Source organism: Burkholderia arboris (genome assembly GCF_902499125.1).
GTDB lineage: Bacteria > Pseudomonadota > Gammaproteobacteria > Burkholderiales > Burkholderiaceae > Burkholderia > Burkholderia arboris.
Genome location: NZ_CABVPX010000056.1, coordinates 9838 through 28380, shown reverse-complemented (window position 1 = coordinate 28380; position 18543 = coordinate 9838). Strand labels below are relative to the sequence as shown.

General features: G+C 69.5%; 3 protein-coding genes. All 3 read right to left on the bottom strand.

Annotation, left to right across the window (positions count from 1 at the left end; genetic code table 11):
- The coding region (locus BLA15945_RS36710; RefSeq protein WP_174994675.1) for a type I polyketide synthase at nucleotides 1-10669 on the bottom strand (10669 nt) is incomplete at its 3' end.
- The gene (locus BLA15945_RS36705) at nucleotides 10666-13989 is read right to left on the bottom strand and encodes a type I polyketide synthase (RefSeq protein WP_174994674.1); all 3324 of its coding nucleotides are present in this window, start codon (nucleotides 13987-13989) and stop codon (nucleotides 10666-10668) included. The genes BLA15945_RS36710 and BLA15945_RS36705, both read right to left, overlap by 4 nt.
- A complete protein-coding gene (locus BLA15945_RS36700) occupies nucleotides 13986-18383 on the bottom strand; it encodes a hybrid fatty acyl-AMP ligase/type I polyketide synthase (RefSeq protein WP_174994673.1) in 4398 nt (1465 codons plus the stop codon). Before BLA15945_RS36700 ends, BLA15945_RS36705 begins: the two co-directional genes overlap by 4 nt.
- Nucleotides 18384-18543 lie beyond the last annotated feature (160 nt).

The window sequence follows — 18543 nt, the reverse complement described above, 5'->3', positions numbered from 1 at the left end:
CGCCGTTCAGATCGGGCTCGGGGTTGGCTACCGCGTCGAGATCGAGGCCGAGTTCGTTGGAATCGACGACGATCAGGTCGGCATCGGTATCGGGCAGCGCGGCGCGCAGATGTTGCTGGGTGAGGAGCCAGCGCAACTGCGCGTGCTCGATCATGAAGCGCACGCGCTCGGCGGGATAGTCTGGGTCGACGGGGACGTAAGCGCCGCCGGCCTTGAGGACCGCGAGGAGCGAGACGATCATGTCGAGCGAGCGCTCCATGGCGACGCCGACGAGGGCGTCGGGCCCGACGCCGAGCGCGATGAGCCGGTGCGCGAGGCGGTTGGCGCGCAGGTTGAGTTCGGCGTAGGAGAGCGTGGCGTCGTCATAGACGGCGGCGACGGCATCGGGCGTGCGCGCGACCTGCTGTTCGAACAGGCGGTGCAACGGTTGCGCGGCGGCCTCGCCGAACTCCGTCTCGGTCCGGTTCCACTCGACGGTCAGCAGGTTCCGCTCGGCTTCGCTCGTCAACGGCAGCCGGGCAACGACGGCCGACGCATCGTCCGCGAGACGCGCGAGCAGGGTCCGGTAGATCGCGAGGAAACGCTCCACGGTGCTCTCGTCGAACAGATCGGTGTTGTAGTCGCAATCGATCAGGAGTGCCTGCCCCGAGTCGAGGACGTTGACGTTCAAATCGAACGCGGTGTGGCGGATCAGCGGGGCGACCAGGCCGACCGTCAGGCCCGGCAGGCCGGGCAGCGCCGACACGGGCTCCAGATTGAAGACCGCCGATACCAGCGGGGCGGCGTTGAGATCGCGCTGCGCGCCGATTTCGCGGACCAGCTCGGCGAACGGATAGTCCTGGTGCTCGAGCGCGTCGAGCAGGTTCTGCCGGGTGCCGGCCAGGAAGCTGGCCACGGTGGCCTGCTCGGGCAGCGTGGAGCGCAGCGGCAGCAGATGCGTGCAGTAGCCGGCGAGGCGATCGCTGCCGGCCACGGAACGGCCGGTCACCGGGATGCCGGTGACAATCTCTTGCTGGCCGGCGATGCGGTGCAGGAACAGGTTGAAGCCGGCAAGCAGCACCATGTAGAGCGTGCAGCCGTTCTGACGGGCGGCGGTGCGCAGCGGCGCGGCCGCCGCCGCGTCCAGATGCAGCGACACGCGCTTGCCGTGAAACGTCTTCACCGCGGGCCGTGGGTAGTCGGCCGGAAGGTTCAACGGTTCGGCCTGGCGCTCGCACTGCGCGAGCCAGTACGCGCGATTCGCCTTCGTTTCCGGGCTGTGGCGCTGGGTGTCGAGCTGCTTCAGGTATTCGCGAAACTGGAGCGGCGCCGCAGCCGGCGCGGCGCCGGCATACGCGCGGGCCAGATCCTCGAGCAGGATGCCGAACGTCGAGCCGTCACAGATGATGTGATGGGCCGTCATCACCAGCAGGTGACGTTCGCTGTCGACGCGCACGAGCGCGGCGCGAAAGAGCGGGCCGTTCACCAGATCGAACGGCTCGCGGCTTTCCTGGTCCCGCCACGCGTCCTGGTCCGCGTCGATCAGCGGAATCCGCAGCGTCAGCGACGGATGCACGATCTGGCCCGACCCGTCCGGCGTCACCGTCGTGCGCAGCGCCTCGTGTCGATCGACCAGGCCCTGGACGGCGGCGCGCATCGCGGCCTCGTCGAGCCGGCCCTTCAGTTCGAGGGTGGTGTTGACGTTGTAGGCCAGCGAGCCTTCGGGATCGATTTCCGACAACACCCACAGCTGGCGTTGCGCTTCGCTCAGCGCGGCGACCGTGCCGTGCTTCGAGTGCGGCCGGATGAAGCCGCCCCGGCGCAGGTCGGCGACGCTGTCCTTCACCGCGCGGATAAACCGGTCGACATCGGCATCCGTATGCGCGGTGGAGAGGAAGCAGGTGCGCCATTCCCAGATGTAGATGCCCTTTTCGAGCATGTGATAGAAGAACAGGTCCAGGTTCTCGGTGAATTCCAAACGGAACATCGAGCCGAACCACGTGACCTTGATCGGCGCCTCGGCCTCCACGAAGAACGCATTCAACGTGCCTGCGATTTGCGCGGTCCGTTCGTTGAGCGCGGCCTGCAGCGCCGGGCCTTCCTGTTCGATCTTCTCCAGCACGGCCAGCGCGGCCGCCATCGCCAGCGGGTACTGGCAGAACGTGCCGCCGAACGCGGTGCGGTCCGCGACCGGGAACGAGTGGTCGCCGTAGGTCCACATGCCGCCGTCGATGGCGTCCATGAAGCGGGTGGTGCCGGCGATGACGCCCAGCGGCAGGCCGCCGCCGATGATCTTGCCGTACGTCGCGAGATCGGCCCGGATGCCGAACATGGCCTGCGAGCCGCCCGGATGGACGCGGAAGCCGGTGATCATTTCGTCGAAGATCAGCGCGACACCGGCCTCTTCGGTGATGCGGCGCAGTTCCTTGAGAAACGCGACGGGCTGCAGGGACGGGTTGCGGCTCTGCACCGGCTCCACCATCACGGCCGCCAGGGTCGACGCCATGCCGCGTATGGCCTCGAGCGCGGCGTCGCTGCCGTAGTCGAGCAGGATCATGTTCTCGACCGAGCCGAACGGCACGCCGGGGGCGATGGTTTCCGTGACGCCTTCCGCGTTCGCCGCGGCGAGCGTGCCGTCGGCATGGCCGTGATACGAATGCGTGAACATCACGATCTTGTCGCGCCCGGTCACGGCGCGCGCGAGCCGCATCGCGGTCATGACCGCCTCGGTACCGGTGTTCGAGAACGCGACGCGATCGAGGCCGGTGACGCGGGCAAAGCGCGCGGCCACTTCGCCGACGAGGCTGGAGCGTGCGCCCAGTTCGAGCGGGCGTTGCCATTCGCGGCTGACCTGATGCTGGATGAAATCCGGCGTGTGGCCGAACAGATGCACGCCGAAGCCCATCGTGAAATCGATGTACTCGTTGCCGTCGATGTCCCACAGCCGCGAACCGGCCGCGCGCTCGCCGACGATCGGATACAGCATCTCCTTGGTCGAAAAGCGGAAGCCGACCGTGGCCCGGCTGTCGGCCAGCACCGGGCGGGACGCCTGCACCGATTCCTTCGATTTCCGGGTACGCGTCGTGTAGCGCGCGATCAGCGCTTCGAGATGCTCCTGCTGTACGGCGGACAAGCCGCGCGCCCGCTGTTCGACCGGGCTGCCCCACGGCATCATCGGCTTGGGCGGCCGGTTGTCGGTCGCGGCCGCAGGTGCCGGCGCGGGCTTCGCTGCGGGCGCGGCGGCCGGCACCGCGGTCGCGGCCTTGGCCGCGACGTTCGCAACGTTCGCAACGTTCGCGACGGCTTGCGCGGCGACCGTCGCCGGCCGGACGTCGGCGTGGCCGGTCAGCGACGTGCGCAGCAGCTCCATCTGCTGGCTCATGACGCGCGACAGCAACTGATTCTGTTCCAGCAACACGCGCTCGACCGTGGAGCCGCCTTCGGCCGCCACCCATTCCGCCGGCGCGGCGGCGAGCGGCGCCGGCACCTCCGCGGACGGCGCGAGCGCCACCGCGGACGGCTCGCCCACGGTCGCGACCACGGCCTCGGCCTCGGACGGCGCGGCGGCCGCCGGCAGATTGTCCGCGACATACTCGGCGAGCGCCTGCACCGTCGCCAGGTCTTCGAAGAAGCGACGCATGGCCAGCTTCACGCCGTACTGTTTCTCGATGTGCCGGATGGCCTCGATCAGCACGATCGAGTCGGCGCCCATTTCCAGGAACGGCAGGTCGATGTTGATGGTGGCGGGATCGGCCTGGATCAATTCGCCGATCTTGCCGCGAAGCCATTCGAGAACCTCGCCGCTACGGTCGTGGGTCGGCGTTGCAGCGATGGGTGATGCGCTTGTCTGAGTCATGGACGTGTCCGCTTTCTGAAACCAGGTACGGCTGCGTTGGAAGGGATAGGACGGCAATGCGACGCGCATGGGCGCGGGTGTTTCGGTTGCGGCCCAGGCGACATCGACGCCCCGGGCATACAGGCTCGACAGCGTTTCGATCAGCGCTTGCTGCTCGACTTGCGGCCGCTGCAGGGCCAGGAACTGGATCCCGGCATCCGGCGCGCAGCACGCGCGGGCCAGGTTGACGAGCACCGGCTTGGGACCGATTTCGACCAGCACGTTGAAACCAGCTTCGGCGAGGCGCTCGACGCTGCTTGCGAACTGCACCGGCTCCCGGCAGTGGCGGCGCCAGTACGCGTCGGTGGGCGCCTCGTCCATCGCGGCGCCCGTGAGATTCGAATAGAACGGGATGGCCGGGCGCGCGACGGGCACGGCTTTCGCCGCGGCCTGGAAGCTGTCCAGCATCGGCTCGAGCAGCGGCGAGTGAAACGCGTGCGACGTGTTGAGCGGCACGGACCGGATGCCCTGCGCGGCAAACGCGTCGACCAGCCGTGCGATGCGCTCGCGCTTGCCGGAAATCACGATGCTGGCCGGCCCGTTGACGGCCGCCACCGCGACCTCGTGCGGACAGGCTTCGATCGCGCGCTCGACCGTGGCGAGGTCGGTGAAAATCGCCGCCATCTCGCCGTCGCGGGGCAATGCCTGCATCAACCGGCCGCGTTCGGCGATCAGCCGCAGGCCGTCTTCCGGCGAGAAGACGCCGGCCGCGCAAGCCGCCGCGTACTCGCCGACGCTGTGCCCCATCACAGCGTCGGGCACCACGCCGAACGACGCCAGCAACGTGGTGAGCGCGTACTGCAGCGAGAACAGGGCCGGCTGGCTGTAGCCGGTCTGGTGGATGTCCTCGGACGGCGCGGACAGCACCTCGAGCAACGGCTTGTCGAGCAGCGGATCGGCCACCGCGCGGCAGCGGTCGATGGCGTCGCGGAACACGGGATACGCGTCATACAGGCGGCGGCCCATGCCGGCGTATTGCGAGCCCTGACCGGTGAACAGGAACGCCATCTTCACGCGCGGCGCGGGCTGCGCCGCGCCCGCAGGTTCCTTGGCCTGGAAGGCGCGCAGCTTGTCGATGGCGTCCTCGACGGACGTCACCGGCAGCGCCAGCCGGTGTGCGAAAGGCGAGCGGCCGGCCGCCGCAGAAAACGCCACGGCCGCGATATCGAGACCCGGTTCGGCTTCGAGCCGCCGCTGATAGCGCCCGGCCAGCTCGCGCAACGCCGCCGGCGTCTTGCCCGACAGCACCAGCGGATGCACCTTGTGTCTCGACGGTGTCGCCCGTTGCGCCGGCACGGGGGCTTCTTCCAGCACCACGTGCGCATTGGTGCCGCTCGCGCCGAACGCGCTCACGCCGGCTCGCCGTGGCCGCTCGCCGCGCGGCCACGCGCTCGCCTCGGTGCAGATCTCGACGGGCAGCGCGTCCCACTGCACCAGCGGGTTCGGGCGGCGCAGATGCAGGTGGGCGGGCAGGCGGCCGTGGTTCAGCGACAGCACGACCTTGATGACCCCCGCGATGCCGGCGGCGGATTCCGTGTGGCCGATGTTGGTCTTCACCGAGCCGACGCGCAGCCGGCGGCTCGCGTCACGGCCTTCGCCGAATACCGTCGCCAGCGCCTGCACCTCGACGGGATCGCCGAGCGGGGTGCCGGTGCCGTGCGCTTCCACGTAATCGATGGACGCGGCGGGCAGCCCGCCCAGCGCCTGGCGGATGACGGCTTCCTGCGCGCGGCCGTTCGGTGCGGTAAACCCGCTCGATGCGCCGTCGTGGTTGACGGCCGAACCACGCAGCACGGCCAGCACGCGATCGCCTGCGGCGAGCGCATCGGACAGGCGCTTGAGCACCAGCGCGCCGCAGCCTTCACTGCGCACGAAGCCGTCCGCCGCCGCGTCGAAGGTCTTGCAGCGGCCGTCCGGCGCCAGCGCCCGCGTGCGCGACACGGCAATGGAGTTGTCCGGCGAGAGGATCAGGTTGACGCCGCCCGCGATCGCGAGATCGCATTCGCCGCTTCGCAGATTCTGGCTGGCGAGATGGATCGCGGTGAGCGACGACGAGCAGGCGGTGTCGATCGCCATGCTCGGTCCCTGCACGCCCAGTCCATAGGAGATGCGGCCGGCCGCCGTGTTGAGCGGATTGCCGGTGAAGAAATAGCCGTCGATGCCGCTGCCGCCGCCGTTGCGAAGCTGCAGGTTCGCGTAGTCGTTGGTGGTGATGCCGACGAAGACGCCGGTCCGGCTGCCCTTGAGCCCGTCGACGGGAATCCCGGCATGCTCCAGCGCTTCGTGACTGACTTCGAGCAACAGGCGCTGCTGCGGGTCCATCGCGGCCGCTTCGCGCGGCGTGATACGGAAGAAGGCAGGATCGAACTGGTCGACGTCGTCGAGGAAACCGCCGAAGCGGCAGTACAAGCGCCCCGGCGCTTCCGGATCGGGGTCGTAGTACGCGTCGACGTCCCAGCGCTCGCGCGGCACTTCGGAAATCGCATCCACGCCGTCGTTCAACAGCTGCCAGTAGGCATCGAGGTCGTGCGCGGCGCCCGGAAAACGGCAACTCATGCCGACGATCGCGATCGGCTCCGGCGTACCGGTCTCGCGGGCCGCCACGGTCGCCACGGCCGGCCGCGGCTGCACGACCTCCGTCGGCGCCGCGTGCGCGTCCGGCGTCGTGCCGGACGACTGCTCCGCCAGGAAATCGGCGAGGGCGTTGACCGTCGGATGATCGAACAGCAGCGCGACCGGCAACGGGATGCCCAGCGCCTTTTCGACGAGCGTGCGCACGTCCAGCGCCATCAGCGAATCCATGCCCATCTCGAAGAAGCCGAGATTGCGATCCAGCGCCTCCGTTTCGTAGCCGAGCACCTGGGCCACTGCGCGGTCGATGCTGTCCGCCAGCAGACGCTTGCGCTCGCGCGGCGATGCGTCGCGCAATGCCGGCATCGCCTGCGCGCCCGTGGCGGGGCCGGCCACCCGCACGCGGTCGAGGAAGGGGCGGGGCCCGCGCGCCTCGTACGAGGCCTGGAACAGCGCCAGGTCGATATCGACGACCGCCGCCTGCGGCACGGCGGGGAGGCGATCCAGCAGGTCGAGCGCGCGATCCGCCGCCAGCGGCCGGATGCCGACGCGCCGCAGCAGCGCTTCCGCCTCGGGGAACGTCATGCCGCCTTGCGCCCAGGGCCCCCAGTTCACGCTCAGGGCCGGCAGGCCCAGCGCGCGGCGATGATGCGCGAGCGCGTCGAGGAAGCGGTTCGCGGCACTGTAGTGCGCCTGGTCGCGCGAGCCCCATGCGGATGCGATCGACGAAAACAGGATGAAGAAATCGAGCGGGAAGGGCGCGCTGTGCTGATGAAGCAGCCACGCGCCGGCGACCTTGGGTTCCAGGACCGCGTCGAGTTCCGCGCGCTCGACCTGCACGATCGGCTTGTAGCCGACGATGCCGGCCGCATGCACGATGCCCCGCAGCGGCACGCCGTCGCGCTGCAGCGCGGCGAAGAGATCGGCGACCGCCACCGGATCCGCGATATCGAGGCGCTCGCAGCGCAGTGACACATTGCGCTCGCGCAGCTCGGCGATCGCCTGCCGGCTCTCGTCGCTCGCCGCCCCTTGACGGCCGACCAGGATCAGCGTGCCCGCGCCGCGCGCCGCCAGCCATCGCGCGGTGTGCAGCCCGAGCGCGCCGAACCCGCCGGTGATCAGGTAGGCCGCGTCCGGATCGACCCGCAGCGCGGCCGTGTCGGCTTGCGCGAGCGGGCTCAGGCGTGCGACATGGCGCACGTCGCGCCGCAACGCCACCTGTTCTTCGCGGTGCTCGCCGAGCAGTTCCTGAAGCAGCGCCTGCGTCTCGTCCGCCGGCGCGGCCGGATCGAGATCGATCGCCGTGCCGAACCATTCCGGATGCTCGATCATCGCCCCGCGTGCCAGGCCCGACAAGGCAGCCTGTGCGAGCCCGGTGACGCGGGGCGCTTCGCCGGCTTCCACCGCGTCGCGCGTGACCACCGAGATCCTGGGCCCGATCGAAGGCGTCCCGGCGCGCTCGCTGCCGGCCCGCGCGTGCACGAGATGCAGCAGCGCGGTGGACATGCGCGACGTGCCTACGGCTTCGTCCAGCGCCCATAAAAAGACGATGCGCTGCCCGGGCGCGGCGGTCTCGTTCAGCAAGCGCACGAAATGGTCCGGCTGCTCGGGCGCGACCTGCCAACCCGCTTCCGCGCCACCGCCATAGTCGCGGCCGGGGCGTACCAGCGCGCACGATGCGCCGTGCGCGCGCAGCAGCGCGGCGAGCCGCTCGCCGACCCCGCTTCCGTCCGCGAAGATCAGCCACGCAGACGCATCGACGGCGAGCCGGGCCGGCGGCAACGCGGCTTGCTGCTCCCACACCACGCGATAGAGCGGAGGCGCGGCCGGGGCGCCGGGTTCGGCCGGGGTGAACGCGGCCCTGAGCAGGTCCGGAAAGAGGTTCAGCACGTCTTCCGGGTATTTGCCGGACGACTTGAGGTGCCGCAACGCGGCGTCGATGCTGCCGGCATCCATGCCGACGACGGGCGACGGGATCTTCTCCAGGCTGAAACGCTGCCGCTCGAACGGATAGTTCGGCAAGGTCGTGGCAGGCTGGGCCGGCGCCGGGAACAGCGCGTGCCAGTCGAATTGTCCGCCCTGCACGTACAGGGCCGCGAGTGCGTGCTCCAGTGCCTCGCCGGCGCACGGCGGCGGCAGCCAGCCGTCGGCGAGCCCCTCCGGCACGTGCGGCGCGTCGGCCTGATCCGGCGCACCGGCAAGCTGCAGCCAGTACTGCGGGTGCGTCACCTCGTCGGTCACCTCCGCGCCGAGACAGCCGGAAATCAGGCGGACCGACGGCCGTGCGAGCGGCATGTCATGAAGCGCAGCGCGCAACGCGTCGGCGTCCCGGCGGGCGGCCACGAGGCGCAGCGCGTCGGCCATGCTCACGACACCCGCCACGCAGGCCGCCACATATTCGCCGATGCCGTGTCCCGACACGACGGCCGGCCGGATGCCCCATCCCTTCCACAGTTCCGCCCACGCGAACTGGGCCGCGAAACGGCCCGCGTCGGTATCGAGCGCCTCCAGCGGCACCGCGCAACGGTCGAAGGCATCGCGAAACAGCGGTTCCGATGCGTGGAGCGCGCGCGCGGCGCCGGTGTCCGGCACGCCGAACAGGGCGCCCAGGCGCAACGGCTTGCCCGTGCGCGCCACGGCCGCCGACGCGCTCCGCCCGCCCGACACATAGGCCGCGCGAAACGGATAGTGACTCCGTCCGGTGGCGGCGGCGCGGCAGACGGCGGCCTGCTCCTGCGGCGTCGCGCCGGCGATCGTGCGCTCGTAGCGTGACGCGAGCGCCGCCAGCGCCGCTTCGGATCTGGCCGACAGCAGCAGCAACTGGCGCTGCGCCGCGTGCGCCGGTGCGACCGGCGGTTCCTCGACGATCGCGTGCGCGTTGGTGCCGCTGAATCCGAACGCGCTGACCCCGGCGATTCGCCGGCGCTCGCCGCGACGCCATGCGACCGGATCGGCCGCGACGCGGATCGGGATCGCCTGCCACGGCGTATGCGGATTGGGTTGCGTGAAATGCAGGTGCGCCGGAATCCGGTCGTGCTCGAACGACAGCAGGACCTTGATCAGGCCGGCGATGCCGGACGCGGATTCGAGATGCCCGATATTGGTCTTGACCGACCCGATCACGAGCGGCTCGCTCGCCGTGCGGCCGGGACCGTAGACGCCCGCCAGCGCTTCGACCTCGATCGGGTCGCCGAGGGAAGTCCCGGTGCCGTGGGCCTCGACATAGGAGACGTCGCCCGGCGCGAGGCCTGCCTGGTTCAGCGCGCGGCGTATCACCCGTTCCTGCGAATCGCGGCTCGGCACGGTCAGCCCGCCGCCGCCGCCGCCCTGGTCGACCGCCGTGCCACGCACGATGCCGAGCACCCGGTCGCCGTCCGCGAGCGCGTCGGCGAGGCGCTTGAGCACGACCATGCCGCACCCTTCGCCGCGCACGTAGCCGTCCGCCGACGCGTCGAAGGTCTTGCAGCGTCCGTCCGGCGACAGCATGCGCGCTTGCGAGAAACTGACCATGACCTCGGGCGACAGCATCAGGTTGACGCCGCCCGCGAGCGCCATGCCGGTTTCGCGCGAGCGCAGGCTTTCGCAGGCGAGGTGCAGGCAGACCAGCGACGACGAGCAGGCCGTATCGATCGCCATGCTCGGGCCGGTGAGGCCCAGCACGAACGACAGCCGGCCGGCGGCCATGTTCAGCGCGCTGCCCGTGCCGGCGTAGCTGCTCGACGGCATCGCCGCATTGGATACCTGGATCGCATGGTCGAAGCAGGTAATGCCGACGTACACGCCCGTGGCGGACTGCCGGAAGCGCTCGGGCGCGAGATGGGCATTCTCGAGCGCCTCCCAGGCCACTTCGAGCAGGAGCCGTTGCTGCGGATCGAGATAGGTCGCTTCGCGCGGCGCGATCCCGAAGAACGCCGCATCGAACTGATCGACGCGTTCGAGAAACGCGCCGTGGCGGGTCGCCATCTTGCCGGGCGCGGACGGATCGGGGTCGTAATAGCGATCGATGTCCCAGCGTTCGCCGGGCACTTCGGTGACGGCATCGCGCGCGTTGTCGAGCAATTGCCAGAACGCGTCCGGCGTATCGCTGCGGCCGGGGAAGCGGCAAGCCATGCCGATGACGGCGATCGGTTCATTGCGGTCCGAGCGCAGCGCCGCGATTTCCGTGCGCCGCTGGCGCAGTTCGTCGAGCGCGGCTTTCAGTGCATGCGTGGCCTTGGCGTTCATTGGGCGCCGATCTCCTGCGCGATCAGTTCGGAAAGGTCGTCCTCGTCGAGGTCGTCCGATGCTTCGTCGACGACAGGCGCGGGGAGCGACGGTGACAGTTCGCCGAGCACGTACTGGGCGAGCGCTTGCAGGTTCGGATAGGAAAAGAACAGCGTCGCGCGAAACGGCCTGCCGAACACCTTGGTGAGACGGTCGGTCAGTTCGAGCGCGATCAGCGAATCCAGGCCGAGATCGAGCAGCGATTGCCCGGGCGCAATGGCGTCCGGCCCGGGCAGACGCAACGTCTCGGCCAGCATCGTCGCGAGCGTGCCGGCGATGAGCTCGAGCCGCTCGCGCGGCGCGCACGCATGCAGCTGGCGCAGCAATGCCGTCTCCTGCTGCGCAGGCTGCGCGGCCGGTTGCGCCAGCTCGGAAAACAACGCCGATCCGGCAGCCGGCGCATCGACCCGGAACAGCGTCGGCCAGTCGATGCGCGCGACCCCGGACTGGGCAACGCCGGACGCCATCAGCCGTTCGAGGGTCGCGATGGCCAGTTCGGGCGACAGCGTGCCCACGCCGAGCGCACCCAGCTGTTCATGCGCGCGCCGTCCGTAGTCGGTGGCGGCGTGGCCGATCTCGGCCCACGGGCCCCAGTTGACGCTGAGTGCCGGTTTTCCCTGCGCGCGCCGATGCTGCGCAAGGGCGTCGAGGAAGCTGTTCGCCGCCGCGTAGTTGCTCTGGCCCGGCATGGTGATCAGCGCGGCCATCGACGAGAACAGCACGAAATGGTCGAGCGGCAGGTCGGCCGTCAGCTCGTGCAGATACCACGCGCCATCGGCCTTGCCGCTGCCGGCGCGATGGAAGAAGTCATCGTCCTGGCGGGTCAGCAGCGCATCGTCGAGCGTGCCGGCGAGGTGAAACACCCCCTTGAGCGGCGGCATCGAACGCGCGATTTCGCCGATCGCGTCCGCGACGTCCTCGCGACGCGACAGATCGGCGCGAATGAAGCGGGCGTCGAGCGTCTGCAGGATCTTTTCGGCGGCGGCGGAAGGCTCGCTGCGCCCGAGCAGCACGACCTTGCCGGCGCCGTTGCCGGCGAGCCAGGCCGCGAGCCGCAGGCCGAGCCCGCCGAGCCCGCCGGTCACCAGATAGGTTGCGTCAGGGTGGAACCTGACCGGCCGGTGGCTAACGAATTCGCGATTGTCGCGGGCGATGCGCGCGACGTGGCGCTGTCCGCCGCGAAACGCGATCATGTCTTCACGGCCGCCAGCCAGCACCGCCTGCACGATGTCCGTCGCCGACGGCTGCGCGGGATCGAGGTCGATCAGGCCGCCCCACAGCGGCGCATGCTCCACCGCGATCGCCCGGCCCAACCCCCACAGCGGCGCCTGCGCCACGGCGGTCGATTCGCCGTCCAGCACGTTCATCGCACCCGACGTCACCAGCCACAGACGCGCCTGCCGGGCCGACGGCGCGCGCGCCGCCAGCGCCCTGACCAGTTGCAGCACGCTCGCGCTGGCGCGCCGTCTCGCAGCGATATCGGCGGGCGCGAGATCGAGACTCCACAGATGGATGACGCCCTTCAGCGGCCGGTCGAGCGCGGGCAGCGCCGCGCTCGCGTCGGCGAACTGCAGCACACACGTATCGCCCGCGCTTTCCAGCAGGGCCGACAGTTGCGCGCCGACGCCACCGCGGTCCGCGAGAATCAGCCACTCGCCATGCGCCGAAGCGCCGGTTGCCGCTTCGACGCTCGACGGTCTCCAGACTCGCCGATAAAGCAGGGCGGCGAAGTCGTGCCGCTCGACCGCGCGCCCGGCGCGCACCTGCTGCAACCGCAGCGCATCGATCTCGATCAGCAGCCGGCCGGCGAGGTCGTGGACGCGGATATCGCCCTCCAGCGCGTGTTGCCCGGCCGGCTTGCGCAGCGTCGCGTGACTCCAAGCCTGCGCTGACGACGGCGGCTGATGAACCCGTACCGCACCGATCGAACTGGGCAGGTACAGGTCGCCGGCCTCCAGCGCGTCCGGATCGATGGCGGCCGCGAGCACGCGGCTGCACGCATCGAGAAACGCCGGGTGCACCTGAAATTGCGACGACGCCAGCGCGTCGGCCGGCAGGCTGATTTTCCCCAGCGCCTCGCCGGCCGTGCGCCAGATCTGCCGGATCGCATCGAACACGCCGTCGATCTGCACGCCGTACTGCCGGATTTCGCCATTGAAGTCCGCGCCCGACGTCGTTTCGGTGCAGCGCGCCTGCACCTCGGCGGCATCGAATCTCGCCGGCTCGGCGCGCCGTTTGGGCGCGCACATTTCCCGCAGCCGGCGCAGGTGAGGAAGATTGCCCAGGATCAGCTCGACCGGCGGACCGAAATCGAGCAGGCATGCCACTTCGTCCACGCCGATCGACGCGAGGTCCTGCACCAGGTCGACGCAGGTTTCCGGCGTGCCGATGAGGCCGCGCGATTGCGCGAAGCGTTCATAGAGAAACTCGACGAATTCGTCCAGTTCGCGCGCCCCCATCGCGCGCACGTCCACCGACTGGCCACGGCTTTGCGCCAGTCCGTTCAGCAGTCCGATATTGCTGCGGATGTAGTTGCAGAACGGCGCGCGCGCCTGCTCGCGCACCCGCGTCGCATCGTCGCCGACGAACGTGTGCAGCATCACCGACACGGTGCCGGTCGCCGGGTCGAAGCCGTGCTTCGCGCGCGCCTCGCGGTAGAGGGCGATCTTGTGCGCGAGCTGGTCCCGGTCCTGGTCGAGCACGTGGGTCAGCAGGTTGGCGCCGACTTCGCCGGCGCGGACGAACGTCTGCGGATTGCCGGCGGCGGTCACCCAGACGGGCAGTTCCGGCTGCACCGGCGTCGGGTAGATGCGCAATTGCACCGGCTTGCCGACGCCATTGTTCGCATTCAGCGATCCGCCCCGCCACAGATTCCGGACGGTGCGCAGCGTGGTCAGCATGTCGTCCTGCCGGGTCGCGTATTTGTCGGGCGCGAGCACGAAGTCGTCCGGATTCCATCCGGAGGCGAACGACACGCCCACGCGGCCGTTCGACAGGTTGTCCACCATCGACCACTCTTCCGCGATCCGGATCGGGTTGTGCAGCGCGGCGACCACGCTGCCCGCGACCAGCTGCACGCGTCCGGTGACCGCGGCGAGGGCCGCGTGAAGGACGGCGGGATTCGGGTACAGCGAGCCGAATTCGGTGAAATGGCGCTCCGGCACCCAGACGCTGGAGAACCCGTTCGCATCGGCGAAGCGCGCGCTCTCCATCACGAGCTGGTACTTGTTGCCGGACAGCGCCTCTTCACTGCTGGCGAAGAACATCAGGCCGAATTTCATGCGTGGCTCCGATCCGATTCGTGAATTTCGGCACTGGCGCAGATCTGCCATGTCGCGGCAGCGCTCGTGTCCTCGATCCGGTGATAGACGGCAAACGAAAACGGCCCCCAGGACTGGCGGCTCAGCACGGTCTGCACGGCGCGCGATGCATGCGGATGCAGCGGCAACGGCGCATGCAGTGCGAGGTCCTTCAGCGTGGTATGGCCGTCGGCGCCGATCTCCGCGGTGGCCGCCAGCGCCATTTCCACATAGGCGGAATAGGGCAGGACGGGCGGCCCCTTCACGCGATGACCGGCGAGAAAGGCGGTGTCCGGCGCGTCGAGACTCGACTCCCAGATCCACGTGCCGGGCAAATGCGCGTGCTGCGCCATGCGGCGCCCGAGCAACGGATGCCGGGGCGCGCGCGGGTTGAGCCAGAAGCCGCGACGCTCGAACGGATAGGTCGGCAGCGCGAGCCGGCGGGACGGGGCGGGCTGCTCGACGGCATGCCAGTTGACCGATGCGCCGCGCACGTAAAGCTCGGCGAGCGTGTGCAGGATCGCGTCCCAGGCGGCCGCATGCGCGCCGATCTCGATGACGATGCCGGGGGTGCCCGCCGCCACGCCGTCCGGGGCCTGCGGCACGTCCGCCAGCGAGGCCGCGGCGCGATGCCCGTCGCCCGCGCTGCTGACGGCGTCCGGCGTGATGCCGAAGGACATCCACAGTTGCGCGAGCGCGCGCTGGAATGCCGTGAAGCCGGCCTCGGCCGCGTCCGGTTGCTGCTGCATCAGCGCGCTGAAAGCGGGGCTCGCCGCGCGCAATTGCCGAATCGCATCGGCGCTGGCGCCGTCGTCGGCGGAAAAGTGAAACGTCACCGCGGGCGGTGTGTCGGCGGCCTCGCCGGCCGACACGGCATGCAGCCGTGAACGCAACGCACCGAGACTCGATGCGACGATGGCCGCCCGCCGCGTGAAATGGGTGCGCCCGGTGTTCGCCGTCGACGCGACCTCCCGCAAGCGGACCTCGGGATGGGCGTCGAAATACGCGGCATAGGACGCCGCCAGCGCTTGCAACGCTTCGGGCGTGCGCGCGGAGAGTGTCACGACGTGCGTCGCGGGCGCCGCCGGGTCGTCTTCGACCGCTCCGGCGTGCGGCGCTTCGGACAGGATCATGTGCGCATTGGTGCCGCCGAAGCCGAACGAACTCACGCCGGCCACGCGCGGCCCGTGTTCCGGATGCCAGGGCACGACCTGCTGCGGAATGCGGAACGGCGTGCCGTCGAGCGCGATATGCGGATTGAGCGACCGGAAATGGAGGTTCGGCGGAATGGCGCGATGGTGCAGCGCCAGCGTGGCCTTGATCAGGCTCGCGATGCCCGCTGCCGATTCCAGGTGGCCGATGTTGGTCTTCACCGAACCGATCCAGCAGCGCGCTTCAGGCTGGCGCGATTCACCCAGCACGGCCGTCAGCGCGTTCAGCTCGATGGGGTCGCCCAGCGGCGTGCCCGTTCCGTGCGCCTCGACGAAGCCGATGTCCTGCGGCCGCACGCCGGCATCGCGCAGCGCGCTGCGAATCACGGCCTGCTGAGCCGGGCCGTTCGGCGCGGTCAGACCGTTGCTGCGGCCATCCTGGTTCACCGCCGAGCCGCGGATCACGGCGAACACGGTGTCGCCGTTCGCGAGCGCATCGTCGAGACGCTTGAGCAGCACCATGCCCACGCCTTCTCCGCGCACATAGCCGTTGGCATCCGCGTCGAATGCCTTGCAGCGGCCATCCGGCGACAGCATGCCCGCCTGCGTGAAGGATGCGCTCAATTGCGGCGCCAGGATCAGGTTGACCCCGCCGGCAAGCGCTGCATCGCTCTCGCCGCGCTGCAGCGCGCGGCACGCGTGGTGAACCGCGACGAGCGACGACGAACACGCGGTGTCGACCGCCCAGCTCGGGCCGCGCAGATCGAGCGTGTAGGCAATGCGGTTGGCGGCGACGCTGAGCGCATTGCCGGTCGCGACATACGGGCCGACATCCGCGTCTTCGTCCTGCGCCAGCCGGACGTAGTCGGAATTGCTGATGCCGACGATGACCGCGGTGCGGCTGCCGGCGAGATGCCGGGGGACGATCCCCGCGTGCTCGAACGTCTCCCACGCCACCTCGAGAAGCAGGCGCTGCTGCGGGTCCATCGTTTCGGCCTCGCGGGCGCTGATGCCGAAGAATTCCGCATCGAACTGATCGACCTGGTCCAGCAATCCCGTGGTCGGCAGGCCGCCGGCGCGCGCGTTCGATGCGCCGACCGCGTCATGGCCTGCCAGCAGGCGCTGCCAGAATGCGTCGGGATCACTGGCGCCGGGGAAGCGGCATCCCATGCCGACGATGGCGATATCCGTGCGTGCGGCGGCAACGGGCGCGTCGTCCGACGCCGCATGCCCGGCGCCGCAGAAATGGCGCGCCAGCAGCGCAATGCTCGGGAAATCGTAGACGACGGTAGGCGAGACCGGCTGCCCGAGCCAGTCCTGCAACTCGCCCGAGAGCAGGATCGCGTCTTTCGAATCGAGCCCGAAGGTGCTGAACGGTGCGTCGGGGTCGAGCTTGCCGGGCGCGATGCCCGACAGATGCGCGACCCGCTCGATGCACCACTGCACCAGTTCCTGCGTGCCGCGCACCGACGTGGCCGGGCGTGCGGCCTCCCGGGAGAACGAACGCCGCCATTCGCCCGCGATCGCGAGCCCCTGTTCATCGACGAAGGCCTGCCGGATTCGGCTGCGCTGGATTTTCCCGCTGGACGTGCGCAGGATCGTCGCGGGTTTCAACAGGATCGCCGCATACAGATCGACATCGTGCACTTCGGCGAGCTGGCGCCGGATCGCCGCGGCGACGGCTTCGGCATTCAGCGTGGCGAGCGCTTCGCGGCGCACTTCAGCGGCGACGACGACCCGCTCCACGTTATCGACGTTGATCGAGAACGCCGCTGACGCGGCGGGCGCCAGCGCGGGGTGGCTTGCCTCGGCCGATTGCTCGAGATCCTGCGGGTAGTGATTGCGGCCCGCGACGATGATCAGGTCTTTCAGGCGGCCGGTGACGAAGAGGTGCTCGCCATCGACGAAGCCGAGATCGCCCGTGCGCAGGTAGCGCGCGTCATCGCCGTCCAGCCTCGCGCGGAAAGTGCGCTCCGTTTCCTCGGCGCGGTTCCAGTAGCCGATGCCGACGCTCGTGCCAGTCAACCAGATTTCTCCGATTCGGCCGGGCGGGCAGCGCTGACCGGTCTCCGGGTTCACTATCTGCAGGCGATGCCCCGCCCAGGCGCGGCCGCATGAGACGAGCGCGTGGCGCTTGCCGTGCGCGCTTCTGGTCGCGACGCCTTGCGCGAGATCGTCGGCGTCGAAGTCGGCCACGAGCGGCTGCGAGCGCGCCGGCTGGCCGGAGATGAACAAGGTCGCCTCGGCCATGCCGTAGACCGGGCGCATGGTTTCCGCGTGGAAGCCGCGCGATGCGAATGCGCGCGAAAAACGCGCTACCGATTCCGCACGCACCGGTTCCGCGCCGTTGAATGCCACCCGCCAGCTGCTCAGATCCAGCTGTTCGCGGGCTTCGTCCGAAATCTTGCGTGCGCACAGGTCGTACGCGAAATCCGGCGCCGCGCAATGCGTGCCGCGATACTTCGTGATGGCTGTCAGCCAGCGGTGCGGTTTCTGCACGAACGCCGCCGGCGCCATCAGCACCGACAGCACGCCGAGATAGATCGGCAACAGCACCTTCCCGAAGAAACCCATGTCGTGAAACACCGGGAGCCAGCTCACGAACACGGCCGACGCATCGGCATCGCTGGCCTCGGCGATGACCGCCATGTTGCTCAGAATGTTCGCATGACTGATCATCACGCCTTTGGGCGTACCGGTGGAACCCGATGTGTATTGCAGCAGCGCCAGCGTCTGCGGCGTGATGTCCGGCGCGCGCCATTGCTCGGCCGGTGCGTCGAAGCCCCGATCGGTCGCGAGGATCCGCAGTTCCAGCGTGTCGGAATAACCGTCCGCGCGATGCGCGATGCCGCCGAGCGTGGCTGCGTCGGTCAGCGCGACGACCGGCCCGGCGTCGGCCACGATCGACTTGAGGCGATCGGCGGGACGATTCCTGCGCGGCGGATAGGCGGGCACGCCGATCAGGCCGGCGTACAGGCATCCCACCCACGCGCAGATGAATTCCAGTCCCGGCGGATAGACCAGCAGGACGCGATCGCCCGGTTGCGCAATCTCCTGCAGGCTGGCGGCGATGCCGCGCGCGCGCTTGTCCAGGTCGCCATACGTGAGTCGGGCGAGTTCCGATTCGCCGTTATCGAGAAAAATGAATGCCGTCTTCTCCGGTTCGACCTTGCCGCGAAACTGCAGAATTTCCGTAACAGTCCTGAATTTTGTATCGGGAAGCATACTCAACCTTCGTTGTCTGCCAAACGTTGATTTGAATGCACGTCACTTGTGAATCCGTGCGTTCATTCCGACGGGCAAAGACAGTCCGTCATGCAGGCCCTGTGCCGGGCGCATACCGGGTTCACTGTCGCGTCGCGTGACCTCAGGACCAATCGCGGCG

Coding starts and splice junctions, on each gene's coding strand:
- BLA15945_RS36705 (WP_174994674.1), bottom strand. CDS start 13,989: ATGAAATTCGGCCTGATGTTCTTCGCCAGCAGTGAAGAGGCGCTGTCC.
- BLA15945_RS36700 (WP_174994673.1), bottom strand. CDS start 18,383: ATGCTTCCCGATACAAAATTCAGGACTGTTACGGAAATTCTGCAGTTT.